The organism is Capnocytophaga sp. oral taxon 336 str. F0502, from assembly GCF_000411575.1.
Classification (GTDB): domain Bacteria; phylum Bacteroidota; class Bacteroidia; order Flavobacteriales; family Flavobacteriaceae; genus Capnocytophaga; species Capnocytophaga ochracea.
This window is the reverse complement of sequence record NZ_KE150493.1, coordinates 35213-61032: the sequence shown is the minus strand read 5'-3', so window position 1 is coordinate 61032 and position 25820 is coordinate 35213. Positions and strand designations below refer to the sequence as shown.

The window sequence follows — 25820 nt, the reverse complement described above, 5'->3', positions numbered from 1 at the left end:
GTGCCCATTCTAATTTTCAAGTTTGTTAATTATTTTTTATCTTTGCATCACCAATCTTTTACCTTTTACTTTTTATCTTTTACCTAAACAAATGGATTTAAGCAACTACCGAAAAACGTACAACAAGCGCGCTCTTTTAGAAAGCGATGCTCCTGAGAATCCTATGCAACTCTTTCAAACTTGGTTCTACGAAGCCGATGAGAGCAACAGTGTAGATGAAGCCAATGCGATGTCAGTAAGTACCATAGGGCTCGATGGTTACCCAAAGACCCGCGTGGTACTCCTTAAACAGTACACTTACGAAGGCTTTATTTTCTACACCAATTACAACAGCGAAAAAGGGAAAGCCATTCTCGCCAATCCTCACTTGTGTTTATCTTTCTTCTGGCCATCTCTCGAAAGGCAAATCATCATCAAAGGTATTGCTGAAAAAGTCCCTGCCAATACCTCCGACGGTTATTTTGAGTCACGCCCTTTGGGCAGTCAGTTAGGGGCGATAGTATCGCCACAAAGCGAAGTAATCCCTTCAAGAGAATATCTCGAAGAGCACCTGCACGCATTAGAAAAACAATACGAAGGCAAAGAAGTACCCCGTCCTGAACATTGGGGAGGTTTCTTAGTCCGACCACAAAGCCTTGAATTTTGGCAAGGACGCCCTAATCGTCTACACGACCGTCTGCGTTACACTCTTACTGAAGACTACGATTGGAAATTAGAGCGATTAGCACCGTGATAATTAGCCAATATACTAATTTTTTTATTTATGAAGGGTAGCAATGTGAAAGAGTCGCACACTTTGCCAAAGTTTCAAATTTTGGCAAAGTTGAATTGTCGATTATTTATGAATATTCTCTCCGCTGGTGCGAGCTTGTAGCTTGCACCATAATAATACAACATAAAATTGGCAATTATTAACGTCTCCTTTCCAAAAGTTAAAGACTAAAAACTAACGTCTAAATCCTATGATAGAGAAAGATTACCTCAAACGGCAAATAGACCTTTTCTTTGAAGAGCTCACCGCACTATTGAGCAAAAAGCCCGCAAAAGAAGAGCAACTCAAATATTTGGACTACTTAGCCGAAAAATATACTCCACACACACTTACTTATTTCATCAATACTCCTACTGAAACAATACTTTTAGCCTATAAAAATAGTGAAGATACCTTAGAAATCATCTCAGAACTATTGTTTTTTTTCGATGATAAAGCTACCCTCCAGAAAACCGCTGATATTATAAAATACCTCAATTGTAGTAGCAAAGAATATTCTTTCAGAAGAAATACTCATTTACAAGAACTCATACATAAGTTACAATAACCTTTGGTTAATTTACTAATTTGTAACTATTTCTTATTTTTCACATTGGAAAAAACATTGTTGTACGATGTGATATTTTATTGTATTTGCTTAATAAATAACTATTTGCGTTAATAATAAGAAAAGAGAATAAAAAATATTTTCACTTTCCTGCACGTAAATAGAAATAAAAATATTACCTTTGTAGCTCAAAAAAACTTTTTGATAAAAACCAATGACAGTAGAAGTAAAAAAAGAAGGTAAATTTTCATACATCGAAAAAGGTGAGGGCACTCCTATCATTATTTTACACGGATTGATGGGGGGGCTTAGTAACTTTGAAGAAGTAGTTTCTTTTTTTTCCCATAAATATAAAGTGGTAGTCCCCGAACTGCCTCTCTTCTCTATGCCATTGCTCACAACTTCGGTGAAAACATTGGCTAAATATATACAGAAATTCATCAAACACAAGAAGTTTGAAAAAGTAATCCTGCTCGGCAATTCACTTGGTGGACACGTAGGCTTGCTTTATGCTAAAATGCACCCTAAAAACGTACTCGGATTAGTGCTCACAGGTAGTTCTGGGCTATACGAAAAAGCAATGAGCGATGGCTATCCACGTCGTGGTGATTACGATTTCATCAAAAAGAAATGCGAGGAAGTGTTCTACGACCCTGCCGTAGCTACTAAAGAAATTGTAGATGAGGTATTTGCTAATATCTCCGACCGTTCTAAACTTATCAAAACTTTGGCTCTTGCCAAAAGTGCTATCCGCAACAATATGGCAAAAGATTTGCCTAAAATGGAGACTCCTACTTGCCTCATCTGGGGTAAGAATGACAATGTAACCCCTCCTAAAGTCGCTGAAGAATTCCACGAACTATTGCCTAATTCCGAACTGCATTGGATAGACAAATGTGGTCACGCCCCAATGATGGAACACCCTCAAGAGTTCAACGAGATTTTAAATAAGTGGCTTGAAAATAGATAGGAGGTAAGATGATAAAAAAAGCTGAATTTGTGATGAGTAACTCTCAGGTGAGTAAGTGCCCCAAGGAAAACTTACCTGAGTATGCTTTTATAGGGCGTTCCAACGTAGGGAAATCGTCGCTCATCAATATGCTTACCAATCACAAGAATTTGGCTAAAACTTCGGGTCGTCCAGGGAAAACCCAACTCATCAATCACTTCAAAATAGACAATAGTTGGTTTTTAGTAGACCTCCCTGGTTATGGTTATGCAAGGGTATCCAAAGAAACTAAAAAGGTATTTCAGCAATTTATTACTAAATATTTTGAGGAGCGACAGCAATTGGTATGCGCATTTGTATTAGTAGATGTGCGCCACGAACCTCAGAAGATAGATGTGGAGTTTATGCAATGGTTAGGCGAACACGGTATTCCATTTGCTATTGTCTTCACCAAAGCCGATAAACTCAAACCTTTAGCTATTGAACGCAATATAGCTGCTTATCAACAAGTACTCCTCGAAACTTGGGAAGAATTTCCACCTTACTTCATCACTTCAGCCGAAAATAAAACCGGTAAAGAAGAACTTACCCATTACATCGAACAAATCAATAAATCAATTGACAATTGTTAATTATCAATTGTCAATTGTTAGAATACTTCTGATATCACTTTCACTATATTATCCGATTTTCCCATTGAATAGTAGTGTAAAACAGGTACCCCAGCAGCTTTGAGCTCTTTGCTCTGCTGAATAGCCCACTCTATACCCACTTGTTTTACCTCGTTGTTGTTCTTGCAGGATTCCACTGCTTTGATGAGCTCTTCTGGGAAATCTATTTTAAAGGCTTGTGACAGAAGGTTGAGGTGCTTTTTAATAGCAATAGGCTTAATTCCTGGTATGATAGGTACATTGATGCCTGCTTCTTTGGCTTTCTCTACAAACTCAAAATACTTCTGATTGTCAAAAAACATTTGTGTTACCACATAGTCGGCACCAGCATCTACCTTTTCTTTTAGGCGCGCCAAGTCCGAGGTGAGTGAGGGAGCTTCAATGTGTTTTTCAGGATACCCCGCTACTCCTATACAGAAATTAGCCTTATGGTCGGCAGCAATGCCGTTGAGGTAAATCCCCTTGTTCAAATTGCTGATTTGAGTAACGAGTTCGGTAGCGTAGGTATGTCCGCCCTCAGTAGGCTGAAAGTAGCGTTGTTCTTTCATCGCATCACCGCGCAAAGCCATTACGTTGTCTATACCCAAGTAGAGGCAATCTACCAAAAGGTACTCAGTTTCTTCTTTTGAAAAACCACCACAAAGCACGTGTGGCACAGTATCTACCTTGTATTTATGCTGAATAGCCGCGCAAATACCCACCGTACCAGGGCGCATACGGGTTACTTTCTTTTCCAATAGCCCATTAGGGTGTTCAATGTAATAATACTCCTCGCGTGAGGTAGTTACATCTATAAACGGAGGATTGAACTCCATTAGGGGGGCTATGTTTCGGTATAGTTCTTCAATATTATTTCCTTTTTTAGGAGGTACTACTTCAAAGGAGAAGAGTGTTTTTCCTTTGGCATTCTTAATATGGTCTGTTATTTTCATATTTTCCTTTAAATTCTTCTTTTGCTATCAGTGTATATTGTTTCACAAAGTCTGTTTTGTGAGCGGTATAAGCATCTCGGTCGTGCTCAAAAGGCTTCCAAAGTGATAATTTAAGCCTTTCATATTCTTTGGCTACCGATGGGTGTGCTTGCAGTTCATCGCGAAAATAGAGTTCATCATTGTCGCCTTCATAATGCAAGTGCAGATGAAATACACGTTCTGCAAACCCATTAATAGTATAGCCTTTATTAAAAGAAATCCTATCGTTTGTTTCATTCATACATAGATAACCTGATTGTAATATGAGTTCTTTTAGCTTCTGAAATGAACTGTCCTTTTTCACTTCTAATAACATATCTACAATAGGTTTGGCTTGTATCCCTTCAACAGCAGTACTGCCTATATGGCTTAGCCGTACTACTTCGTTAGAGGGCAATTGTTTTAAAAGGAAACTGCGTTCTTCCTCATACCATTCTTTCCACGACGGGTTGTGCTGCGTAAGATTGATAGGAAACAGTTGCCACAATTCCTGCAACGACATCTTTAACAAAGGATTTTCTTCTTTATTCATAGTTCTAGTCCCTAACACCTGACACCTGACACCTGATACCTAACCCCTATTTCTACTAAAACCTACTCTTCTCTGCTAATCTTAAAATATCGCCAAATACCCCACGTGCGGTTACCGAAGCGCCTGCTCCTGCTCCTTGTATTACGATAGGGTTATCGCCGTAAGATTCAGTGTAAATTTCAAAGATAGAGTCAGCTCCTTTTACCTGACCAAGGGCACTATTGCGCGGAACCGATACGAGCGATACGTCTAACTGTACCGTTTCGGTAGAAGCTAAGTCGCCGTGAAGGTCACCTACATAACGCAGTACGTGGTCGGGGGCTTGGGCTTCTTTGATTTGCTGATAAGGCGCGTTGAACTCATCTAAACGTTGTAAAAAGTCTTCCACAGAGCCTTCTCTCAAATGCTCGGGGATAAGGTTTTGTATCTTCACATCGGTGAACTCATTACCTAAATCGAGTTCGCGGGCTAAGATGAGCAGTTTGCGCCCTACATCATTACCACAAAGGTCTTCACGAGGGTCGGGTTCGGTATAACCACTGTTGATAGCGTGTTGGAGCACCTCGCTAAACGGCTTGTTTTCTGCTGAAAAAGTATTGAACAGATAGCTGAGCGTTCCTGAGAAAATTCCCTTGATACGGGTGATGTTTTCGCCCGAATGGTGCAAGAGGCGAATAGTGTCTATCAATGGTAAGCCTGCCCCTACATTGGTTTCGTAGAGATAAGTTTTTTGGTGTTGTTTGAGGGTTTTACGCAGTTCTTGGTAGAAACCAAACGAAATAGTATTTGCTATTTTATTAGCTGAAACCAAGTCGTAACCGCTCTTGATAAGTGGAATATAGTTGTCTACAAAGGTTTTGCTGGCGGTTACATCTACGGCGATGAGGTTCTCTAAGTGATGTTTATCTACAAAGGCTTGCAAAGTGTCAAAACTATAAGGCACAGCTTCTTTATCGAAGGCAGAGCGCCAATTGTTGCCTATTCCTTTTGCATTGGTGAGCACTTGTTGTGAATTGGCGATAGCAACGATGCGCAAACTGATATTCTTGCGGTGGAGTATATTGTCGTGTGCAGCAATCACTTGGTCGATGAGGGTAGCCCCTACGGTACCTTTACCAAAGATTACCAAGTTGATACGGCGTGAAACCCCAAAGATTTCACCGTGAATTACGTTCAATGCCTTGTGGAGTTTTTCGGTTTTGAGTACCAAACTCACGTTTTTGCCCGTTACGGCATTGTTGATGAGCAAAGGAACGATTTGGTTGCGTATCAAAGCGTTATAAGGGTGGTGGAAAGTTGCAAGCGGTTGTCCTACGATAGAAATTACAGCTACATCTTCTACGATGCTCACACTGCTCACATCATTGGTGTAGAAATCGTGTGAGAATTCCTCGTCTATAGCAGCTTTGGCAAGTTTAGCATCTTTTGAAGCTACTACCAAGCCTACCCCGCGCTCCGACGAACCTTGTGAGATGATACTCACACTGATACCTTTTTGTGCGAGCGCTTTAAAAATACGAGCATCTACGCCCACTTTGCCCAAGAGTCCGCGACCTTCCATCACGATAAGGGCATTGTCTTTAATTACTGAAATCGATTTGATACCTTCTTGCACGCTTTCTTGGTGAATGAGTGTGCCGGCGTCTTCACTGTTGAAAGTGTTTTTGATACGCAACGGAATGCCTTTTTCAATGAGTGGGATAATGGTTTTGGCGTGGAGTATAGAAGCTCCAAAGTTAGCTAATTCATTGGCTTCTTCGTAAGAAAGATGACGTATAATTTTGGCTTCGGGTACTAACTCAGGATTGGCAGTGAAGATACCATCGACGTGGGTGTAGTTTTGCAGTTCGGAAGCGTTGAGGTAGTTAGCCAAAAGTGCTGCCGAATAGTTACTGCCATTGCGCCCTAAGGTAGTAGTGTCGCCTTTTTCGGTGGAAGCGATAAAGCCCGTAACCACTGCCACACAATTAGGAGGAATGGTTGCAAAGCGGTCACGGGTTAGTTTTTCGGATATTGAGTTGATGATTTGGGCATTGCCTACCACAGCATCAGTTTTGAAGATTTCACGGCTATCCACAAAAGTACTTTCCAAGCCCTTGTGCTGGAGTAGTGCTGCCACAAGCTTAGCCGACATCAGTTCACCTTGTGCCAATACCAAATCTTTGGTCTTAGGGCTGTAGTCTTTCAGTAGCGAAACGCCTTCGAGGAGTTTTTCGAGCAACTGAAATTCGGGCTCAAATGACACACGAGAGTCATACTGCTGTTCGTCTTTCAGTTGTTGAAAGTTGGCAGTATAATCCTCGCCTTTACTCGCTTTTTCGAGCAAAGCCTCTAATTCATCGGTAGTGTTGCCTCGCGCTGAAACTACTACTGATATAGGTTCAGTTTTAGCAAGCCCAGCAATGATACTGAGTATCTTTTCAATGCCGTCATTGGCAAGTGATTTTCCACCAAATTTTAATATCTTCATAATAATTGACAATTGACAATTAACAAATCATAATTAATTTTCAACTTTGCCAAAGTCTGAAACTTTAGCAAAGTGTAGTGATGCTTTTCTTATCTCTTACCTAACAAAAACTTTCTTTAAATACTGTTCTAACTGTTTGTGTTCTATCAGGAAAGCATCGTGACCGTGTACGGAGTGGATTTCGTAATAATCTACGGGTTTGCCCATTTCACGGAGTTCAGTTACGGTATCGCGGTTCTCTTGAGGAACGAAATACAAATCGGAATCAGTGCTTACGATGGTAATGTGTGCGGTGATAGGCGCTACTGCTTCGGCAAAACTACCGTGTTCTTTTGAAATATCTATCGTTTTTACCAATTGGTTCATCAGTTTGTAGGCGGAGAGTGAGAAGCGTTTGTGCAACTTGTCGCCGTGGTGTAAGAGCCACGTTTCTACATTGTACAACTGCAACGGAATGTTGGTGGTGCGCTCAAACTTCAGTTTCAACGATTGAGGCGTGCGGTAACACAACATCGCGTGGAGACGTGCATCGTGCAAGGGGTGTGTAGAGTTTTTGAGTATCTGCTCTTGCAAGAGGCAGTTGCCTATAATCCAGTCTGTTGCTTTCCAATCGGCAGCTACGATTACGAGTTCTTTGAAAAGGGTAGGGGCGAGAGCAGCCATTTCCCAAGCAATACCGCCTCCTAACGAGCACCCTACAAGGGCAAATACTTCTTTAAGTCCTAAATGCTCGGTGAGCCCTTGGTTGAAAATGCGCGCTATATCTATACCCGCCCAATGCTCATAGTTAGGAATCATATCTTCTTCGCGTGCTCCAAAACCATTGCCAGGGATATTAAAAGCTACTACCGTGTATTTAAGGGTATCTATCAATTTCCCTTCACCGATGGCTTCTTTCCACCAACCGTTTTCACCCGTAACTTGTGAATTGCCTGTAAAAGCGTGATTTACTACCACTACTGGAGCTGTGCCTAAGGCTTTTCCAAACACTTGATAATACACCCTAAGAGCGGGAATACGCACCCCACAAGAGGTAACGAAATCAGTAAGAGGGTAATGTAGAATATCGGACATAAAGGCGTTGCGAAATAGTTTATATGAAAAGCATTTAGATATATTTAGAATTATTTTCTTTTTCAGATACTCTAATCGGAAAATAATTCTGTGTTAAAACGCTATTATTTTTATATTGATTTTGAAAGGCGCAAAAGTAAAAATAATTTTCTAAATAGACAAATAGTTTTTATTACATTTATTAGAATCATTCAGAAAGGCAAGAGAATTAGGAAATGAGGAAATGAGAGAATGAGGAAATGAGAGAATGAAGTGGAGCTACAATTTCGCGCTAGAGGAGGGATTGTTAGTTTATTTAACTTTGGCAAAGTTTCAAACTTTGGCAAAGTGTATACCCCTAAAAGTGACATATCTGAGCTATCGGAAGGAAACGGAAGATTTCAGAAGAGGGCTGAGAGGATTTTTGGTGAAAAAGGGGTGTAAGATGGGTGGGGTTAGCTTATAGAGAGCTTATAGGAAGCTTATACGAATCTTGGACGATTGGTATAGGAAGGGTATATAAGTAATTGAATCATAGTATAATACAACGATGCAAAAAATGGTAAAAACGGGGTTTCGAGGCGAAAGAAAAGGAATCCTCACCCCGTCCCTCTCCCAAGGAGAGGGGGAATGTGGTGACGGAAAAAAATAATGAAACATTTCCCTTTACAGATACCCAGCTGTCGATGGCTACCTTCAAGAGGGAAACTGTGGCGAGTTATTTATTTGGTAAGCCCCCGAACCCCCGAAAGGGGACAAGCTGGAAAAGGTGACAAACATCTCCCTAGCCCCTTCAAAAGGGGAGTGTAGGGACGGAAAGAGAATGGGCGGATTGGGAAATTAGAGAATTAGAAAATTTGGAAATTAACAAATTTGTTAATTTGCTAATTATTCTTACCTTTGCCCAAAATATGCAACAAAAAAGATGAACAAACTAAATAGGATACTGTTGCTTTTCGCTCTTCACTTTTCGCTCTTTACTTTTGCTCAAGAGGATAACGATGATGGAATGATAAGCACCCCACAAACGGCTACTGCTACCGATACGGAGGCAGACCTGCACTACCTCGAAGACCAATTTTACTTTGGTCTTACTTATGACTATTTGGCTGGTAAAGCAAATAACGTGGTGCAACACAACCTTTCAAGAGGGATTCACGTAGGTTTCATTCGCGACCTACCTATGAACAAAGCGCGTAATATAGGCTTTGGGGTGGGCATAGGCTATGCTTACGATTTGGTGTACAACAATATGGTGGCTAACAAAACGGTTTCGGGCGTGAGCTATGAGATAGTAGAACGTTTCAGCGACCGGAACATCACTCGTAATTTCTTCGAGACGCATTCGGTAGAAATACCCGTAGAGTTTCGCTTTCGCACCTCTACTCCTTACAGTCATAAGTTTTGGCGCGTGTATACAGGAGCGCGTTTTGCCTATATCTTCAGCGGTAGAAGTTTGTATACTGCCAATGGTGTTTCTATAGCTTTTCAGAACTCCGATATAGCTTATACGTTTCAGGTAAAGCCTTTTATTGCCTTTGGGTATAACGCCTTGAACTTCTATGTGCAGTACAATCTTACCCCTTTGCTGAAAGATGCTAAAACTACTGATGGCACGAGCCTCAAATCGAATGTGTTACAATTAGGATTACTTTTTTATATTTTATAATGGACGACCTAATTACACGTTGGCGACTCATCTTGGGTCAGGATTTGAATGCTTTGGGTGAGGTATCGCTCAATGAGCAGCAATCGCTGATGGACGCCACGCTGGCTGCCCTCTACGACGATACCGAAGGCAACGGTAATAATGGAGGCAAACGCTCAGCAGGCTTAGGTAGTTCGTCACCCAACTTAGCTAAGTGGCTCACCGATGTGCGCTCGTTCTTTCCTCCCGATGTGGTAAGCGTGATTCAAAGTGATGCCATTGAGCGCAAAGGACTCACCAAACTACTATTTGAACCTGAAACCCTTAAAAACGTAAAGCCCGATATCTCTATGGTGGGCACTTTGATGGCGCTCAAAGGGCAAATACCTGCCAAATCTAAAAATACCGCACGCGAATTGGTGAAAGAGGTAGTCGATGAGATTATGAAGCGTATGGAGCAAGACCTACGCCGTGCTGTTACCGGTGCGCTCAACAAAAAAGCGCATACACCTATTACCAACTTCTCGTCGACCGACTGGAAGCGTACAATTCAGCGCAACCTCAAGAACTACGATACCGCTACCAAGCGACTTATTCCTGAAAAGTTCTATTTTTTTGAACGCACCCAGCGCCAAAAGAACTGGACAGTGATTTTGGACATCGACCAGAGTGGTTCGATGTGTGATTCGATTATATATTCGTCAGTAATGGGGTCTATCTTTGCGAGTATGCCAGCCCTTGATACGCACGTGGTAGTGTTTGATACAGAAGTAACCGACCTTACGGAAGTCTGTCGTGAAGACCCTGTGGATATGCTTTTTGGGGTACAGTTAGGAGGAGGGACAGACATTAATAAATCGGTGGCGTATTGCCAAACACTAATTGAGAATCCGCGCAAAACGATGTTTATTCTCATTTCTGACCTTTATGAAGGAGGTGTACGCGCTGGACTCTTGCGTCGTCTGAACGAGATGCACCAAGAAGGCGTAAAGGTATTGGTGCTCTTAGCCCTTTCTGACAGCGGTCGTCCTGATTACGATGAGAAACTCGGTAAAGAAATCAGCAAACTCGGCATCGCCTGCTTTGCCTGTACTCCTGACCGCCTTCCCGAACTCGTAGAGAACGCCCTCAAAGGGAATGACCTAAAGAAATTTGAGAGTGCAAGTCGCACAGATAAGGAAATTTGAGACAATTAGCCAATTTGGCAAAAGTGAAAAACAGTTACCTAAATAATGAAACTATTCTTTTTATTATATATTATCACTATTTTCTCTTATGCACAAAATACTTGTACGCAGAAGGGCATTATAGACGCAATGACCCCTTTTAGCACTGAACAAGGCAGAAAATCTCCATTGATAAAAGCTAAAATAAATATCAATGAGAAAGATATCTCGCCTTTGTTAATGCAAAAGATACCTTATCTCGGTTTTATAGGGGCACACAAGAAGCGATTGAGGATTGACTTTACAGTACAAAAGCAAGGAAAGCGCACTTATACAATGAAAGGTAGCACTATGGTAGATAAGAACGAGTGCACTTTTGAAGGGAACATCACTATTGATACACTATATGCTTTTGCGCTACCTTCCTATGGAGTAGACGATGAGTACAAGGGAAAAGTGAAAGAAGAAGGCATTGTTATTGCTACCTATGAACTGAAAGAAGACCCTAAACAGAGTGCTATGGGTGTTTTTAAAGGAAAGCTATTCGTTAAATGGTATGTAGATAACAAAAACCGATTTTTGTATGACTATATAGATAACGATTCCGACGCTTATTTTAACAACAGCTTTCTCGGCACTTGGACGAGCTACAAAACGCGCAAAACCAAGCCTTGTAATTGGGGGTTACACCGTATTCCTTGCGCAGGCGATTTAGACGGTGGAGCTGCCGAGTTTATGCCTACTGAAAAATATTACGAATATGGTTGGAAAAACTATATTCCTTAACTCTTAACTTTTAATATTTAACTCAATGAAAAAACATTCTAAAGTTTGGAACGAAACTAAAACACACGACTCTTGGTCGATTTTTAAAATAATGGGTGAATTTGTACACGGTTATGAGCAGATGAGCTCCATAGGACCTTGTGTATGTATTTTTGGTTCGGCACGTATTAAGCCTGAAACACCTTATTACGAACTCACTGTGCGTATTGCCCAAAAGATAGTAGATGAGGGCTTCGGTATTATCACCGGCGGTGGACCTGGTATTATGGAGGCGGGCAACAAAGGTGCGCACCTCAACAAAGGTGTATCGGCAGGGCTGAATATTGATTTGCCTTTTGAGCAGGCAATCAACTCTTATATCGACCACGATAAGAATATCAAATTCAACTACTTCTTTGCGCGTAAGGTGATGTTTGTAAAGTATTCTAAGGCATTTGTAGCAATGCCTGGGGGCTTTGGTACCCTCGATGAACTCTTCGAGACCCTCACTCTCGTGCAAACTTATAAAATAGACAAAATTCCTATTATTTTAGTCGGTACAGATTATTGGAGCGGGCTTGTAGACTGGATAAAGAAGATATTATTAGAGAAATTTAATAATATTAGTGCTGAGGATTTGGATTTGTTTCACTTAGTAGATACTGAAGACGAAGTGATTAAAGTCATTGAAGATTTCTACAACAACAAACAACAGTTAAAACCAAATTTTTAAAAAATATTCCCTATATTTGCACTTTAATTTAAACAGTGACTATGAAGAAGTTTATCTCTTTATTACTTTTTAGCTTTTACTTGTTACCTGTTACCTTAACGGCACAGCAAGGCGGTATGTGGATTCCTTCGCTTTTGGAGGGTATGAATGCCAGAGAAATGAAGTCCTTAGGTATGAAAATGTCGGTGAGTGATATTTATAGCGTCAATAAGTCGAGCTTGAAAGACGCCGTGCCTCATTTCAATGGAGGCTGTACTGCCGAAATGATTTCGGATAAAGGGCTACTGCTCACTAATCACCATTGTGGCTACGGACAGATACAAGCGCATTCCTCAGTGCAAAACGATTACCTTACCGATGGTTTTTGGGCTAAAAATCTATCGGAAGAGTTGCCTAACAAGAATTTAGAAGTTACTTTTATTGTACGTATTGAAGATGTTACCCAAAAAGTACTCGCCGATACTCAAAACCTAAGTAGTGAGAGCATTCGCGCCTCTCAGATAGAACGCAATATTGCCTCTTTGGTGAAAAACTCGCCTAAAGAAGCGTGGCAAGAGAATCGGGTTCGTGCTTTCTACGAGGGCAATCAGTATATCCTTTTTGTAGTAGAAACTTTTAAAGATGTGCGTTTAGTAGGTGCACCGCCTTCGGCTATAGGCAAATTCGGTTCGGATACCGATAATTGGGTATGGCCTCGCCATACGGGGGACTTCTCGCTTTTCCGTGTATACGCCGATAAAAACAACCGCCCCGCAGCCTACTCCAAAGACAACGTGCCCTATCGCCCCAAACACTTCTTTCCTATCTCGTTAAAAGGGGTGAAAGCAGGCGATTTTACAATGGTCTTCGGTTATCCAGGTCGTACTGAAGAATATTTACCTGCCGTAGCAGTGGAACAAATTGTGAATGTACTGAATCCTGCTAAGATAGGCATTCGCGATGTGGTGCTCAAAGTGCAAGACGGCTTTATGCGCAACAGCAACGAAATAAAAATAAAATACGCCTCTAAATACGCCAGCGTTGCCAACTATTGGAAAAAGTGGATAGGTGAAACACAAGGTTTGAAAAAATCGGATGCGGTAGCTATCAAACGCGCTCAAGAACAGAAATTTCAAAAAGAGATAGAAAAAGCAGGTAAAACTGCTGAATATGGTTATATTTTACCTCAGTTTACTGAAAAATACACTCAAATACAAAACTATGCTTTGGCAGTAGACCTCTTTTCGGAGTTGGTACAGCGCAATATCGACTTGCTGGCAAATGGCTATAAAATCCTTCAACTGCAAAATACGCTGCACGAGAAAGGAACACAATCGTTCAAAGACCGCAAGAAGAACCTTTTAAACAACTTTGAAACGGTATTTAAAAACTACGATGTGAATGTAGATAAAGCCGTATTTGAAAAAGCGGTAGTGTATTATGCTCAGGCGATGCCTAAACCCCTACTCTCGCCTAACTTACAGCAGTTTGAGATACACACACTGGCTGACAAACTCTATAAAGAGTCGTTTTTGGCTTCTAAAACCGAAATGGAAAAAGTACTCAACCTACCCGATGAAGTTTTTGAAAGGCGCCTCAAAAATGACATAGGCGTACAATTTGTACAGCAAATTGTCGCTCATTTCTACGGAGCTGTAGTGCCTACTTACCGACAGTTGGATAGCGAGATTACCGCCTTACAGCGTACTTATATGAAGGCTATCTTGGAGTTCTCGAAACCTCAAGACCGCATTTTCCCTGATGCCAATAGCACTTTACGCGTTACTTATGGCAAGGTAGCGGGTTACTCACCTTCGGATGCTATAACCTATGATTATATGACTTATTTAGACGGTGTAATGGAGAAATACGTGCCTAACGACTACGAATTTAATGTGCCCGCCAAACTGCGCGAGCTCTATGAGAAAAAAGACTATGGTATTTACGGCAAAAACGGCAAGATGCCTGTGTGTTTCGTAGCAACCAATCATACCACGGGAGGCAACTCAGGCAGTCCTGCGATAGACGCACAAGGTAACCTTATCGGTCTCAATTTCGACCGCGTGTGGGAAGGCACAATGAGCGATATACACTACGACCCTAAAATATGTCGCAATATTATGGTAGATATTCGCTATGTGCTGTTTATCATCGATAAATACGCCGGAGCAGGGTATTTGCTAAATGAGATGAAGATAGTGAAATAATGGTTAATGATGAGTTGAAAACTTTCGGATTTGCTTGAAAAAGAAGATTGAAAGATTACCCTAAAAATACAGGTGAATATCAATCTGAAGAAAACGCACTCATCGATAAAGGCAAGAGCTTCTATTATTACAAAGTAGGAAATAAAGAAATTGTAGCTATGTATATTCCACATCTTTGAGCAACCAACTTCGATTATCAAACAGGTGTATAATGAATTAAAAGCTTCTTTTAATTTGTAAAACGGCTTGTTGTGTTACGACAAAAAAACTCCAGTACAGTCTGTCACTATACTGGAGTTTCTTTATATTTTGCCTGTGAGACTCACACTTACAGCTCTTTTCTGAGGCGTGCTACAGGTATATCCATTTGTTCGCGGTATTTGGCGATAGTACGGCGTGCAATGGGGTAACCTTTCTCTTTCAGGAGCTGTGCCAATTCATCATCGGGGAGGGGTTTACTTTTGTCTTCCTTAGCGACAATATATTGTAATATCTGCTTGATTTCACGAGTAGAAACGTCTTCCCCTTGGTCGTTCTTCATAGATTCCGAAAAGAAATCTTTAATGAGTTTGGTACCGTAAGGGGTAATCACGTATTTACTGCTCGCTACCCGCGACACGGTAGAGATGTCCATACCTACCTTATCGGCAATATCTTTGAGAATAAGCGGTTTTATTTTCAGCTCATCACCTGTGAGGAAGTACTCGCGTTGGTGCTCCATAATGGCGTTCATCGTGATGAGGAGCGTTTGTTGTCGCTGACGAATGGCATCTATAAACCACTTAGCAGAATCTAACTTCTGTTTGATAAAGAACACTGCTTCTTTTTGTGAATTGCTCTTTTCTTTACTCTTCTTATAAGTATCGAGCATAGTGCTATATTCCTTAGAAACGTGTAGTTCAGGAGCATTACGCCCATTGAGGGAAAGTTCCAACTCGTTGTCTACCACTTTTACGGTAAAGTCGGGGATAATTTGTTCTATATGCACATTGTTGCCCACGTAGGAACTCCCAGGTTTAGGGTTTAGGCGCTCCACCTCTTGTACCGCTTCTTTCAGTTGTTCTTCAGTTACCAAAAAGCGCTGTTGCAGTTTGGTGTAATGCTTTTTAGTGAACGACTCAAAGGCTTCGGTAAGCACTTCTATTGCCAACCCTATAGCAGGTGTTTGTTTTTTGCGGCGCAGTTGTATGAGCAAGCACTCTTGCAGGTCGGCAGCACCTACTCCTGCAGGGTCTAATTGAAATATAATCTGTTGGCGTATTTGTTCTACGTGTTCCTCTTCGGTATAGATATTTTGGGTGAAGGCTAAGTCGTCGGTAAGGTCTTGAATAGAGCGGCGTATATAGCCTATATCGTCTATGCTACCCACGAGGAACTCAGCAATTAAGTAATCCTCATCGGAGAGGGTAAAGGTGTTCAATTGGTTGATAAGAGATTGGTGAAACGACACCTCTGCGCTGAAAGGAATATCGCGATCCTCATCGTCGTCGCTATAGTTATTAGCGTGCAAGCGATAGTCGGGTATTTCGTCATCACTCAGGTATTCATCGATGTTGATATCGTCCATATCAATTACATCGTTATCGTTATATTCATCGGCAGTGTTATCGAACTCATCGTGAAACTCATCAAGGGCATCTTCTTCGCGCCCTGGTTCTAAAGCGGGGTTTTCTTCCATCTCTTGTTTCACGCGCTGTTCAAAAGCAAGAGTGGGGAGTTGCACGAGTTTCATCAGCTGTATTTGCTGAGGTGAAAGTTTTTGTGAGAGTTTAAGTTGTAAATTCTGTTTGAGCATTTCTTATGAGATAGGGCGCAAAGGTACGAAAATTATTTCTTTTTTATAATCCCCTTGACAATATGTCTTATTTTTTGTTTTTTCTTACGGATGTGATAGCTTCTGTTTACGTAAAAGAGAAGTCCTGCCAATCCTATAAAAATAACACCTAAAACAATTCCTAAATAAAGGGAAGATAAAAAAGTATTGAGATATAAAATCACCACACAAACGATTAAATTGATGAGTGCTAATAGTACACTTGCTTGTGAATGCGACAGTTTCATATAGTCAATCATCACGTGGTGGATATGACTGCGGTCGGCTTTAAAAGGTTGTCCGTGACGCAATAGGCGGGTGGTGAACACGCGGGTAGTATCAAAAAAGGGAATGAAAATAATTGCAAGAAGTACCCATATTTTATTTGTGGGGTGTATAATAGCACTTTCTAAGGCTTCAGTGTTTAGAGCAAAGAATTTAATAGCGAGAACTGCAATGAGAAAACCCGCAATCATAGAGCCTGTATCTCCCATAAAAACGCGTTTCCTTACCGATAGATTATAGCGTAAAAAGGCTAATAAAAAACCTATACATAGGATTGATAACAGGAAGTAGTAGTACAGTTGAGCATCGTAGAAAACATAAGCAAAAGCGCCAAAAATTACAATACCTACCATTGCAGCTGAGCCGTTAATGCCATCAATAAGATTGTAAGAGTTTACAATCATCATCATCATACCACAGCTCATAAAAATAGAAAGCCAATATGGAATATCAGTAATGCCTAAGAAATTATCAAGAGTAGTGATTTTAAGCCCAGTCCCTAAGAAAAGCATCAGGGTAGCTATAATTTGACCTATAATTTTAGTACTAGGATTTACACCTACGAGGTCATCTTTTAAGCCAACGAAAAAGAGTACACCTACACCAGATAAGATGTTAATACCTACATTGTCATTATCGAAAAAACGGAGTAAAAAGAGAGTAAAAACTAAACTTACGAAGAAAGAAATACCTCCTAAGGTAGGTGTTTTTTCTTTATGTGAACTACGTGCATTAGGTTTATCCATTAGGTTTTTGTACTTTGACACGTATATAATACTTGGCAAAGAAAAGTATGCTACTCCCAAAGAGAGTAGAAAAACGCATATGGTAGTAAACCCTAAATTTTCTGAAAAGAAAGTAGTTATCATATTATAAAGGCAATATTTTGGTGCAAAATTAATAAATATACTTTAAACGAGCAAGAAGAATACTGTTAGTTATTTACGATAGGTCAAGTACATCAAAATTAAACCTCAAAGAACCAATGTTTATAGTATCTAATTTGCATTATTGTTTTAGTGGTTCATATCTATGCTTCGCTACTCCAGCGATGTTCTTCACGTCCCACTGTATAGTCCGCACAAAAGGTTTTTCTCTAAAGGGACACTCGATAGCACAAATTTCACACGAAAAGGGTTTGCAATAGTCTAAGTGAAAGTTGAATTCTATCGTTCTATCTACTTTTTCTACCAATAAATGAATCACCTTTTCCATTTCTTGATGTGCTTCTTTTAAAGAATAATAGTAAGGCAGAGTGATATGAGCATCGATGTGTAAGTGAGCCCCAAACTGCTGAATGCGCATATTGTGAATGTCTATCCATTCGGTTTTGCGATTCGCTTGCAAGATAGCTATCAATTCAGCAAAGAGTGCTTCATCGCGTTCATCCATAATACCGCTGAGGGCTTTGCGCACTATCTTCCAGCCTATCACAATGATATAACTACCAAAACCAATGGCGATTAGAGGGTCGAGCCATAACCAACCGGTGAAATGCACCAATAGTAAGCTCAATACAATTGCCGAAGTCGCAAAAGTATCCGATTGCAGATGCTTGCCCGCACTCATCAGTACTAACGAGTTTTCTTTCTTTCCCTTTTGGTAAGAAATATACCCCATAGCGTAATTCACTATGGCGGTAGACCCGAAAAGGGCAATCCCCCAATCTAATTTGGCGAGATGTATTCCCTCTATAAGTGACGAAATGGCTTCGATGAGAATAAGTACCCCAGCGATGGCTATGAGCATCCCCTCAATGCCAGCGGTAACAAACTCTACCTTGCCGTGTCCATAGGGGTGGTCGGTATCGCGAGGTTTGTTGCAGAGGTATAGCGAATAGAGCCCCATAAAAGCGGCAATAATATTCACGATGCTCTCCATCGTGTCCGAAAAGATAGCGTTAGAATTGGTAATGTACCACGCTATCAACTTCACGATGAAGAGCAATATTCCTATAAAAGTAACGAGCTTCTGAAACTGAAAACTTTTCACCCTCTAATTTCTGATTTCTACTTTCTAACTTCTAAACTCTAACCTCCGCTGCCTCCAACAAGAAATTGTGCATATCGGTATTGCGCATAAAAGGTTTAAGTCGCTCGCTACCTGGTCCATACATTGCCAATTCGGTGTAATCCGATGAGTGATCCATACTTATCCAGCCTACCGAAGTATGTGATTTTTGTATTTCGGCAAACAATCGATAAGGCAGGTGTTTGTAGTTGTACAAGCCGTCTTCTTTTCTTTCGGTTTTAGCGTAATAGCCTAAGAGTTCTTTAGCTTGTTCCTCATTGATGTTCATTCCACCGCAGCATTGAGCAACGTGCTCACGCACTTTGGCTACCGAGTCGTTAGAATTGATTTGTTGCAATATCCAGTCGTTAGAATGGGTGAAGTTTTGCAATCTGTCAAAGTTGTCATTACATTCTTTGCCGTAGATGAGTCCAGGGTTGGCATTGCCGTGGTCAGAAGTAAGCACTACAAGAGTGTTGCCATCAGCTTTTGCAAAATCGAGGGCTACTTTTATAGCCTCGTCAAAAGCTACCTGGTCGTACAGCAAAGCCCCTATATCATTGCCGTGTGCCGCCCAGTCTACTTTACCACCTTCCACTTGTATTACAAAGCCGTTAGGGTGACTTTTAAGTTGGTCGATAGCCTTAGCAGTCATCTCGGCAAGAGTAGGCGATTTAGCTTGTTCTTCACTGCTTTGAGCGCGGTCGATAGAGTAGGGGAGGGCATCTTCAGCAAAGAGCCCATAGAGAGGTTTATTAGTAGGTGCTTTCAGCATTTCACCGCGAGTGCGAGCTACCGTATAATCTTTCTTTTTGAGAACAGCAAAGAGGTCTTTTTTGTCCTTGCGATGGGCAGGGTCAAAGTATTTGCTACCGCCGCCTAACATCACATCAAAGCCTAATTCGGTGTAGTTGAGGGCTATCTCGTCCATAGCATTCCGACTCTTACTCCACGTACAGAAGCCTGCAGGAGTGGCGTGGTTTACCATTACGGTAGTGATACAACCCACTTTCTTGCCTGCTTTTTTGAACTTTTGTAAGATAGGCATATTCTCTTTGCCATCTGGACTGATATTTAGGCTACCGTTCTTTACACGTACTCCACCACCCCAAGACGAACTCGCTGCTGAGGAGTCGGTGACTACTGAACTTGCTGATGCCATATCCATTACGGCGCGCTGTGCGAGGTTACTTTCGTACAATCCTATCCAGCTGGAAGGGCGACCGAATTTGCGTTTTAGATACAGGTCAGCCATTACCAAAGTGCCGAAACTCATACCATCACTCACCATAAAGATGATGTTTTTAGTGCGTTTGTTTTTATGGGCTTCCCCAAGGGTTTGCGCTTGTAAATCGAATGAAGGAAGTACTAAGCCTCCTAAAGCTGCTAAAGCCCCACGTTTAAAAAATGCTCTTCTTTTCATATCTTGTTAATTGTTAATTGTTAAAGCGTTCCACCCTTTTGCTATAATCGGTATAAACTGTCCTGCACGGGTGATGAGGTTTACCCCTTCGCTTTTATCGGTAATGTAACCTATTACGCTAAAATTAGGGTTGCCTTTTATCTTATCGTAATCTGCTTGGGCAATAGTAAACAGCAGTTCGTAGTCCTCGCCTCCGCTCAGGGCTATGGTGGTGCTATCTAAATTGAATTCCTCACAAGTACTAATTACTTGTGGGTCAAGCGGTATTTTGTCTTCATATAACCTACAACCTACCCCCGATTGTTTGCAAATGTGCAATATCTCTGACGACAATCCGTCGCTTACATCCATCATAGCAGTAGGTTTTACACCTAATTGTTTGAGCAGTGGCGGAATGTCCTTGCGGGCTTCGGGTTTGAGCTGGCGTTCCAAAATGTAAGAATACATCTCTATATCGGGTTGAGAGTTTGGGTTTACCTGAAAGACCGCCTTTTCGCGTTCCAATATCTGCAAACCCATATAGGCACCCCCTATATCGCCCGTGAGTACCACAAGGTCGTTAGGTTGCGCTCCGTTGCGATATACTAAGTCCGACGCTTCCGCTTCACCTATCGCCGTTACCGAGATGATGAGTCCGCGTGTAGATGAGGTCGTGTCGCCTCCTACTAAGTCTACCTTATAATGCTTGCAGGCTAGGCGAATGCCTGCATAGAACTCTTCTAAGGCTTCTAACGGAAAGCGATTGGATACCGCTATCGATACGGTTATCTGGGTAGCCGTAGCGTTCATCGCATAGATATCTGATACGTTCACTACTACCGACTTGTATCCTAAATGCTTCAGCGGTACATAGCTAAGGTCGAAATGTACACCTTCAATAAGTAGGTCGGTAGAGACGACAGTTCTCTTATTTTTAAAATCCATTACCGCCGCATCGTCGCCTACGCCTTTAAGAGTGGAAGGATTGTGGATTTCAAATCCCTTCGTCAGGCGGTCGATGAGTCCAAATTCACCCAAATCGGCTAATGAGGTACGGTGAGGCGTTTTATCTTCTATCATTTAGCAAAATAGTTTAAAGCAATTACCACCCCAAGGTGCATTCCCTCGTGAGTATTGTTGAAATGTATCGCATCTTCAATGCAGGTAAGCGCATAGCCATAGCTGGTAGTGTAAGGAGTAAAATTAGAGAATACCCCACGCTCGTAGTCGGCTTGCAGTTGTTTTTGGCTGCTGATGAGCAGACTGCGCAATTCTTGAATTTCCTCAGCGGTAGGAATGTGTCCATCGGGATAAGTACCTTTTTTATAAGTATCTACAAAAGTTTCGGGTACAACAAAATTGAGTCCTGATAGTTTGTAGCAGAGTATTTGTTGTTGCGCCACGCAGTGAGCGATGTTCCACCAGATGTTATTGTGAAACCCTGTGGGGATTTGCGCTAATTGTTCAGGACTTATATTCTCCAAATAAGTTAAAAGATTGTTGCGGGTTGCCACGTGTAAGGCAAATACTTGTTCTGTCATATAGTTGTTAGTTTTTTGTCGTTAGTTATTATCATTAGTGTCAATCGAGAGTAGGAGAATTAATGTATTGTTTCACTGAAAATTATATAACTCGTCTATAATGATTATCGCCAATTCCTCCTATCGAGGGTTATCAGCAATTGCTAACTAAGTGAATTAGAGGAGAGGTCTCTTTTGATTTTCCGTCGCCACATTCCCCCTTCGAAGGAAGTTAGCATTCGTCATTCCTTCTCTTTTCCGTCATCACATTCCCCCTTTGAAGGGGGTTAGGGGGATGTTTTCCCTTATTGCCTATGCCCTAAGGCCTAGCACCTCTTCCTCTTTCTTTCGCCTCGAAACCCTGTTTTTAACATTTTTAGCACTGTTATATCGTGTTATAAGTCAATTACTTATATACCCTTTCTATACCAATCGTCCAAGATTCGTATAAGCTTCCTATAAGCTCTCTATAAGCTAACCATACCCTCCTTACAGCCTTTTCTCATCAAATCTCCTCTCAACCTTCTTGCGAATTTCTCCGTTCCCTTCCGAGCGCTCCTAACAGTCCTAACACATCGCTTTTGCGGTACGCACTTTGCCAAAGTTTGAAACTTTGGCAAAGTTGAATAAACTGATTGTCACCTCCTAAAAAAGGTTGTCATAATTAATTATTGTTTTATTAGTCAAATTCTTTAATTTCCTCATTTTCCAATTCTCTCATTTCCTCATTCGTCAATAATTCATAACTATCATCCAAAGGCAAAAGTACAAAAAATACTTTGAAGAAAGAAAAGAATTTCAAAAAGATTTGTATTTTTGCCCGCAAATTTATAAAGAATATTATGTATCAACTAATTAAACAGACACATTCACTATGTGCTTATTTAGTATTGGCAGTGCTTATCATAGCAGTTATCAATGCGCTTATCGGATTTTTTGGCAAAAGAAAATACTTTGGAATAAAAGACCTCCGCTTGAGTTTGTTTGCTTTGGTATTCTCTCATATTCAATTATTATTGGGCTTATTAGTCTATGTAACTACCCCTCGTTTGCAGATGTGGAGTGAGGGGGCTAAAGTGGTGATGAAAGACAGCTTATTGCGACAGTTATTGGTGGAGCACCCTATAATGAATATCATTGCAGTAACGCTGATTACTGTGGGCTGGGTAAAACTTAAAAAACAGACAGAAGTGCGCAAGATGTACGGAAAAATAGCCTTGTTTTACGGTATTGCACTGGTGTGCTTGCTCTCGATGATTCCTTGGAAGCTATGGTGGTCTGTATAAGAAAAAAAAGTCCGATAATAATATCGGACTTTTCCATTAACCAACCAAAACTTTAAATTATGAAAACTATTATTTGAAGTTTTACAATGAGCTACCACCCTCATTGCGCTGACAAAGGTACGGCAAATTTTTGAATTACCAAAGAAAAAATCGATTTTAACAAAACTTTATTACTGTTTTAACGATACTTTTACATTGCAAAAAGAGAGCGTTAAGCGGTGATGTTGAGGTTTATATATTAGAAATCAGTAATATATTTGCTCCTACCGGATAATAATAAGATTACATTAAATGAAACTCCTGAAATACACCTTTTGGCTCTTGTGGAAGAGCTGGTTTTACTTGCTTGTACTCATTCTTATTCTCCTGTGGTTGCCCTTGTTGTTTATTCTTACAGCACGAGCAGAATGGTATCGCTCATTTTATTGGGTAGCCCGGAACTTATGGGCAACGCCTATATTGTATGGTATGGGCTTTTTGCCGAAAATACACAGGGAATATACCGTGCCTAACGACCGCCATAGCTATATGCTGGTCGCCAATCATTACAGTATGATGGACATAATGTTGATGTTCTATTGTAGTAAAAATCCGTTTGTATTTGTAGGGAAGAAGGAACTGAGCAAGACGCTATTGTTTGGTTATTTCTACAAACGTGTTGCGATAATGGTAGATAGAAAGAGTCCGCAGAGTAGGAAGGAGGTTTATGCCCAAGCGATGGAGAGAATAAAGGCAGGGCTGAGCATTTGTATTTTCCCCGAAGGAGGTGTCCCAGATGATGAAAGTATAGTACTCGATAGTTTTAAAGATGGTGCTTTCCGTATTGCGATAGAATGCCAAATTCCCATAGTGCCAATGGTATTCTACGATACTAAAAAACGCTTTCCCTTCCGCTTCTTTGCCGGCAGTATGGGCATGATGCGAGTAGATATATTGCGCTCTATTCCTACCCAAGGCAAAACCCTTGACGATAAAGAGTCCTTACGTGAAGAAGTACGTTCTCTTATTTTACAACGCCTTACCGTTGCATAAGTCGGGCGACATATTTACCAATCACATCGAATTCTAAATTTACAACACTACCTATTTGTAAATATTGCAGATTGGTATGTGCTAAAGTATAGGGAATTACTGCTACACTAAAACTATGGGAAGTTGCATCTATTACCGTTAGGCTTACACCATTCACAGTAATAGAGCCTTTTTCAATTACCACATTACCAGTAGAGGGGTCGTACTCAAAAGTAAAGCGGGTGCTACCTGCTTCTTCTTGGATAGCACTACAAGTGCCCGTTTGGTCGATGTGACCTTGCACGATATGTCCGTCTAAGCGTGTGTTGAGAAGCATACCGCGCTCTAAGTTTACCGCATTACCTACTTGCAAACTGCCCAAGTGGGTTTTGGTAAGAGTTTCGGCAATAGCGGTTACTCGGTATACATCGCCATCGATAGCCACTACCGTAAGGCATACGCCGTTGTGAGCAACACTTTGGTCTATTTTTAGTTCATTTGTAAACGAACTTTTTACGTATAAATGCAGATTCGCCTCTTCGCGTTCTATCTGTACGATTTTACCTATTTCTTCTATAATTCCTGTGAACATAATAATCCTTATCCCATTCCTCTCTCCAAAGAAGAGAGGATAAATCCATAAAGAGGATTTAAGAAGGGTGAAATAAAAGTTTAACAATGATTTTCTCACGAACTCCCCTCCTTTGGAGGGGCAGGGGGAGGAAGCTAATCCAGTTCTCCTGTCAGTTCTGCAAATGCTACATTGGCTCTTTTGCCTTCGTATAACACTTTGTAGACAGCATCGAGTATAGGGGTGCGACTGGGTTTTTCTTGATTTTTGTTAATGAGGTAAGCGCTTTTGGTGGCGTAATAGCCTTCGGCTACCATATTCATTTCAGCCATTGTACTCTTTACAGTATAGCCTTTACCTATCATCGTGCCGAACATACGGTTGCGACTGAAAAGCGAGTAGGCGGTTACGAGTAAATCACCTAAATAAGCGGAATTGTTAATATTTCGTTTGATTTTGTAAATATGCTTGATGTAGCGTCGCATCTCGCGAATGGCGTTGCTCATCAACACACTTTGGAAGTTATCGCCATAGCCCAATCCGTGTGCAATACCCGCAGCAAGGGCATAAATGTTCTTCAGCATAGCAGCGTATTCAATACCTACCACATCGTCGGATATTTTGGTTTTCACATAATGGCGTTTCATTGCTTCAGCCATAAAGCGCGCTTTTTCCTCATCGAGACAGGCAATAGTGAGGTACGACAGACGTTCGAGAGCTACCTCTTCGGCGTGGCAAGGACCTGCTATAACGCCTATCTGTGCATAAGGTACGTGATGTATTTTGTTGAAATACTCACCTACTATAAGTCCGCTCTTAGGTTCGATACCTTTGATAGCAGAAAATATATTTTTATTAGATAGCGGTTCGGTGAGTTTTTCTAATTCTTCGTTTAAGAAAGCAGAAGGGATAGAAAAGACGACATAATCGCTAAAAGCTACCGCCTCGTTGATGTCGTTGGTGAGGTGTAGCTTGCTGATGTTTAAATGTACATCGCTAAGGTAGTTAGGGTTGTGTTTGGTCGCTTTGATGTGCTCAATAGCCTGTTCATTGCGCATATACCAACACACTTGGTCGATATTGGCGGTAAAAATCTTAATCAGAGCCGTTGCCCAACTTCCTCCTCCGATAACTGATATTTTGGTTTCCACAATTGTTAGCTATTATTATTTTGGGGCAAAGGTACGAAAATAATGCTGTATTACCAAAAAGTGCCTACTAAAACCACAGACCAAACACACCAAAAGAGGAAATATAGCTTACGCTATATAAATTATGTGAAAATCAATTAAATAATTAAGCAAAAGATTCTCTTTTCTGTACCGCCAGATGTATTTCTTTTTTTAAAGAAAATTTCGAGCCTTTGATTTAAGTTGTTACTTATTTTAAGTACAACAAGTTTAAACACTAGAACGAGTGATGTGAGGAGATAGTAGCACCATAAGTTCAATCAATGTTC

Annotated in this window: 24 protein-coding genes and 1 pseudogene; 13 read left to right on the top strand and 12 right to left on the bottom strand. The window is 41.0% G+C overall.

Annotation, left to right across the window (positions count from 1 at the left end; all coding sequences use genetic code 11):
- Positions 1-91: 91 nt before the first annotated feature.
- From pdxH to yihA, 4 genes are all read left to right on the top strand, one after another.
- Positions 92-733, top strand: coding sequence for a pyridoxamine 5'-phosphate oxidase (gene pdxH, locus HMPREF1528_RS11015; RefSeq protein WP_002673663.1), 642 nt, complete (start codon positions 92-94; stop codon positions 731-733).
- A 229-nt stretch (positions 734-962) separates the two neighbouring features.
- Positions 963-1319, top strand: a complete 357-nt coding sequence (locus HMPREF1528_RS11010; protein ID WP_009417544.1) for a hypothetical protein — start codon at positions 963-965, stop codon at positions 1317-1319.
- Between the two features lie 214 nt (positions 1320-1533).
- Complete coding sequence (locus HMPREF1528_RS11005; protein WP_016479814.1) at positions 1534-2289, top strand: alpha/beta fold hydrolase; 756 nt, start codon at positions 1534-1536, stop codon at positions 2287-2289.
- A gap of 8 nt (positions 2290-2297) precedes the next feature.
- Positions 2298-2900: a ribosome biogenesis GTP-binding protein YihA/YsxC gene (yihA, locus tag HMPREF1528_RS11000; protein ID WP_016479813.1), complete on the top strand. Its 603-nt coding sequence runs from the start codon at positions 2298-2300 to the stop codon at positions 2898-2900.
- Between the two features lie 17 nt (positions 2901-2917).
- On the opposite strand, the gene metF is transcribed toward yihA, so the two are convergent.
- The 4 genes from metF to HMPREF1528_RS10980 all read right to left on the bottom strand — a co-directional run bounded on the left by metF (position 2918) and on the right by HMPREF1528_RS10980 (position 7986).
- Positions 2918-3871, bottom strand: coding sequence for a methylenetetrahydrofolate reductase [NAD(P)H] (gene metF, locus HMPREF1528_RS10995; protein ID WP_016479812.1), 954 nt, complete (start codon positions 3869-3871; stop codon positions 2918-2920).
- Positions 3849-4442 (bottom strand): GrpB family protein, encoded by a 594-nt coding sequence (locus HMPREF1528_RS10990; protein ID WP_016479811.1) that lies wholly within the window; start codon positions 4440-4442, stop codon positions 3849-3851. Before HMPREF1528_RS10990 ends, metF begins: the two co-directional genes overlap by 23 nt.
- 55 nt (positions 4443-4497) lie before the next feature.
- Complete coding sequence (gene thrA / locus HMPREF1528_RS10985; protein ID WP_016479810.1) at positions 4498-6912, bottom strand: bifunctional aspartate kinase/homoserine dehydrogenase I; 2415 nt, start codon at positions 6910-6912, stop codon at positions 4498-4500.
- 96 nt (positions 6913-7008) lie between these two features.
- Positions 7009-7986, bottom strand: coding sequence for an alpha/beta fold hydrolase (locus HMPREF1528_RS10980; RefSeq protein ID WP_016479809.1), 978 nt, complete (start codon positions 7984-7986; stop codon positions 7009-7011).
- A gap of 687 nt (positions 7987-8673) precedes the next feature.
- On the opposite strand from HMPREF1528_RS10980, the pseudogene HMPREF1528_RS13030 reads away from it, so the two are divergent.
- The 7 genes and pseudogenes from HMPREF1528_RS13030 to HMPREF1528_RS13110 form a co-directional block, all read left to right on the top strand.
- Positions 8674-8751, top strand: a pseudogene (locus HMPREF1528_RS13030) (phosphinothricin acetyltransferase); the annotation flags it as partial.
- A gap of 139 nt (positions 8752-8890) precedes the next feature.
- On the top strand, positions 8891-9634 hold the full coding sequence (locus HMPREF1528_RS10970) for an outer membrane beta-barrel protein (RefSeq protein ID WP_016479807.1): 744 nt from the start codon (positions 8891-8893) through the stop codon (positions 9632-9634).
- Positions 9634-10800, top strand: coding sequence for a VWA domain-containing protein (locus tag HMPREF1528_RS10965; protein WP_016479806.1), 1167 nt, complete (start codon positions 9634-9636; stop codon positions 10798-10800). Before HMPREF1528_RS10970 ends, HMPREF1528_RS10965 begins: the two co-directional genes overlap by 1 nt.
- Positions 10801-10845: 45 nt before the next feature.
- Positions 10846-11565 carry a hypothetical protein gene (locus tag HMPREF1528_RS10960; RefSeq protein ID WP_016479805.1) on the top strand — a complete coding sequence of 240 codons (720 nt, stop codon included), beginning with the start codon at positions 10846-10848 and terminating at the stop codon, positions 11563-11565.
- Between the two features lie 25 nt (positions 11566-11590).
- Entirely contained in the window at positions 11591-12277 is a 687-nt protein-coding gene (locus HMPREF1528_RS10955) for a TIGR00730 family Rossman fold protein (RefSeq protein WP_016479804.1), read from the top strand.
- Positions 12278-12318: 41 nt separating this feature from the next.
- On the top strand, positions 12319-14463 hold the full coding sequence (locus HMPREF1528_RS10950; protein ID WP_016479803.1) for a S46 family peptidase: 2145 nt from the start codon (positions 12319-12321) through the stop codon (positions 14461-14463).
- A gap of 47 nt (positions 14464-14510) precedes the next feature.
- Positions 14511-14642, top strand: a complete 132-nt coding sequence (locus HMPREF1528_RS13110; RefSeq protein ID WP_255348477.1) for a hypothetical protein — start codon at positions 14511-14513, stop codon at positions 14640-14642.
- Positions 14643-14791: 149 nt separating this feature from the next.
- On the opposite strand, the gene rpoN is transcribed toward HMPREF1528_RS13110, so the two are convergent.
- The 6 genes from rpoN to HMPREF1528_RS10920 form a co-directional block, all read right to left on the bottom strand.
- Entirely contained in the window at positions 14792-16258 is a 1467-nt protein-coding gene (gene rpoN / locus HMPREF1528_RS10945; protein WP_016479802.1) for an RNA polymerase factor sigma-54, read from the bottom strand.
- Positions 16259-16290: 32 nt separating this feature from the next.
- Complete coding sequence (locus HMPREF1528_RS10940) at positions 16291-17430, bottom strand: glycosyltransferase family 4 protein (RefSeq protein ID WP_016479801.1); 1140 nt, start codon at positions 17428-17430, stop codon at positions 16291-16293.
- 139 nt (positions 17431-17569) lie between these two features.
- On the bottom strand, positions 17570-18553 hold the full coding sequence (locus tag HMPREF1528_RS10935) for a cation diffusion facilitator family transporter (protein ID WP_034568069.1): 984 nt from the start codon (positions 18551-18553) through the stop codon (positions 17570-17572).
- A gap of 31 nt (positions 18554-18584) precedes the next feature.
- Positions 18585-19994, bottom strand: a complete 1410-nt coding sequence (locus HMPREF1528_RS10930) for an alkaline phosphatase (protein WP_016479799.1) — start codon at positions 19992-19994, stop codon at positions 18585-18587.
- Between the two features lie 6 nt (positions 19995-20000).
- Positions 20001-21053: a thiamine-phosphate kinase gene (gene thiL, locus HMPREF1528_RS10925; RefSeq protein ID WP_016479798.1), complete on the bottom strand. Its 1053-nt coding sequence runs from the start codon at positions 21051-21053 to the stop codon at positions 20001-20003.
- Positions 21050-21514, bottom strand: a complete 465-nt coding sequence (locus HMPREF1528_RS10920) for a DinB family protein (protein WP_016479797.1) — start codon at positions 21512-21514, stop codon at positions 21050-21052. The genes thiL and HMPREF1528_RS10920 overlap by 4 nt, the downstream gene beginning before the upstream one ends.
- An 821-nt stretch (positions 21515-22335) precedes the next feature.
- Between HMPREF1528_RS10920 and HMPREF1528_RS10915 the strand changes: the two genes are divergently transcribed.
- Together HMPREF1528_RS10915 and HMPREF1528_RS10910 are read left to right on the top strand one after the other, a co-directional pair.
- On the top strand, positions 22336-22779 hold the full coding sequence (locus HMPREF1528_RS10915) for a hypothetical protein (RefSeq protein ID WP_002676861.1): 444 nt from the start codon (positions 22336-22338) through the stop codon (positions 22777-22779).
- 291 nt (positions 22780-23070) lie between these two features.
- Positions 23071-23811, top strand: a complete 741-nt coding sequence (locus HMPREF1528_RS10910; protein WP_016479796.1) for a lysophospholipid acyltransferase family protein — start codon at positions 23071-23073, stop codon at positions 23809-23811.
- Here the strand turns inward: HMPREF1528_RS10910 and HMPREF1528_RS10905 are convergent.
- Entirely contained in the window at positions 23798-24382 is a 585-nt protein-coding gene (locus HMPREF1528_RS10905) for a riboflavin synthase (RefSeq protein WP_016479795.1), read from the bottom strand. The two genes, HMPREF1528_RS10910 and HMPREF1528_RS10905, sit on opposite strands and share 14 nt — an antisense overlap.
- Before the next feature lie 134 nt (positions 24383-24516).
- Complete coding sequence (locus HMPREF1528_RS10900; RefSeq protein WP_016479794.1) at positions 24517-25512, bottom strand: NAD(P)H-dependent glycerol-3-phosphate dehydrogenase; 996 nt, start codon at positions 25510-25512, stop codon at positions 24517-24519.
- Between the last annotated feature and the right edge of the window lie 308 nt (positions 25513-25820).

What these genes read in the sequence shown, in the direction of transcription:
- HMPREF1528_RS10965 (WP_016479806.1), top strand. Translation starts at nt 9,634, where the DNA reads ATGGACGACCTAATTACACGTTGGCGACTCATCTTGGGTCAGGATTTG.
- HMPREF1528_RS10920 (WP_016479797.1), bottom strand. Translation starts at nt 21,514, where the DNA reads ATGACAGAACAAGTATTTGCCTTACACGTGGCAACCCGCAACAATCTT.
- metF (WP_016479812.1), bottom strand. Translation starts at nt 3,871, where the DNA reads ATGAAAATAACAGACCATATTAAGAATGCCAAAGGAAAAACACTCTTC.
- HMPREF1528_RS10950 (WP_016479803.1), top strand. Translation starts at nt 12,319, where the DNA reads ATGAAGAAGTTTATCTCTTTATTACTTTTTAGCTTTTACTTGTTACCT.
- HMPREF1528_RS10905 (WP_016479795.1), bottom strand. Translation starts at nt 24,382, where the DNA reads ATGTTCACAGGAATTATAGAAGAAATAGGTAAAATCGTACAGATAGAA.
- yihA (WP_016479813.1), top strand. Translation starts at nt 2,298, where the DNA reads ATGATAAAAAAAGCTGAATTTGTGATGAGTAACTCTCAGGTGAGTAAG.
- pdxH (WP_002673663.1), top strand. Translation starts at nt 92, where the DNA reads ATGGATTTAAGCAACTACCGAAAAACGTACAACAAGCGCGCTCTTTTA.
- HMPREF1528_RS11010 (WP_009417544.1), top strand. Translation starts at nt 963, where the DNA reads ATGATAGAGAAAGATTACCTCAAACGGCAAATAGACCTTTTCTTTGAA.
- rpoN (WP_016479802.1), bottom strand. Translation starts at nt 16,258, where the DNA reads ATGCTCAAACAGAATTTACAACTTAAACTCTCACAAAAACTTTCACCT.
- HMPREF1528_RS10930 (WP_016479799.1), bottom strand. Translation starts at nt 19,994, where the DNA reads ATGAAAAGAAGAGCATTTTTTAAACGTGGGGCTTTAGCAGCTTTAGGA.
- thiL (WP_016479798.1), bottom strand. Translation starts at nt 21,053, where the DNA reads ATGATAGAAGATAAAACGCCTCACCGTACCTCATTAGCCGATTTGGGT.
- thrA (WP_016479810.1), bottom strand. Translation starts at nt 6,912, where the DNA reads ATGAAGATATTAAAATTTGGTGGAAAATCACTTGCCAATGACGGCATT.
- HMPREF1528_RS10915 (WP_002676861.1), top strand. Translation starts at nt 22,336, where the DNA reads ATGTATCAACTAATTAAACAGACACATTCACTATGTGCTTATTTAGTA.
- HMPREF1528_RS11005 (WP_016479814.1), top strand. Translation starts at nt 1,534, where the DNA reads ATGACAGTAGAAGTAAAAAAAGAAGGTAAATTTTCATACATCGAAAAA.
- HMPREF1528_RS10960 (WP_016479805.1), top strand. Translation starts at nt 10,846, where the DNA reads ATGAAACTATTCTTTTTATTATATATTATCACTATTTTCTCTTATGCA.
- HMPREF1528_RS10980 (WP_016479809.1), bottom strand. Translation starts at nt 7,986, where the DNA reads ATGTCCGATATTCTACATTACCCTCTTACTGATTTCGTTACCTCTTGT.
- HMPREF1528_RS10970 (WP_016479807.1), top strand. Translation starts at nt 8,891, where the DNA reads ATGAACAAACTAAATAGGATACTGTTGCTTTTCGCTCTTCACTTTTCG.
- HMPREF1528_RS10955 (WP_016479804.1), top strand. Translation starts at nt 11,591, where the DNA reads ATGAAAAAACATTCTAAAGTTTGGAACGAAACTAAAACACACGACTCT.
- HMPREF1528_RS10940 (WP_016479801.1), bottom strand. Translation starts at nt 17,430, where the DNA reads ATGATAACTACTTTCTTTTCAGAAAATTTAGGGTTTACTACCATATGC.
- HMPREF1528_RS10910 (WP_016479796.1), top strand. Translation starts at nt 23,071, where the DNA reads ATGAAACTCCTGAAATACACCTTTTGGCTCTTGTGGAAGAGCTGGTTT.
- HMPREF1528_RS10990 (WP_016479811.1), bottom strand. Translation starts at nt 4,442, where the DNA reads ATGAATAAAGAAGAAAATCCTTTGTTAAAGATGTCGTTGCAGGAATTG.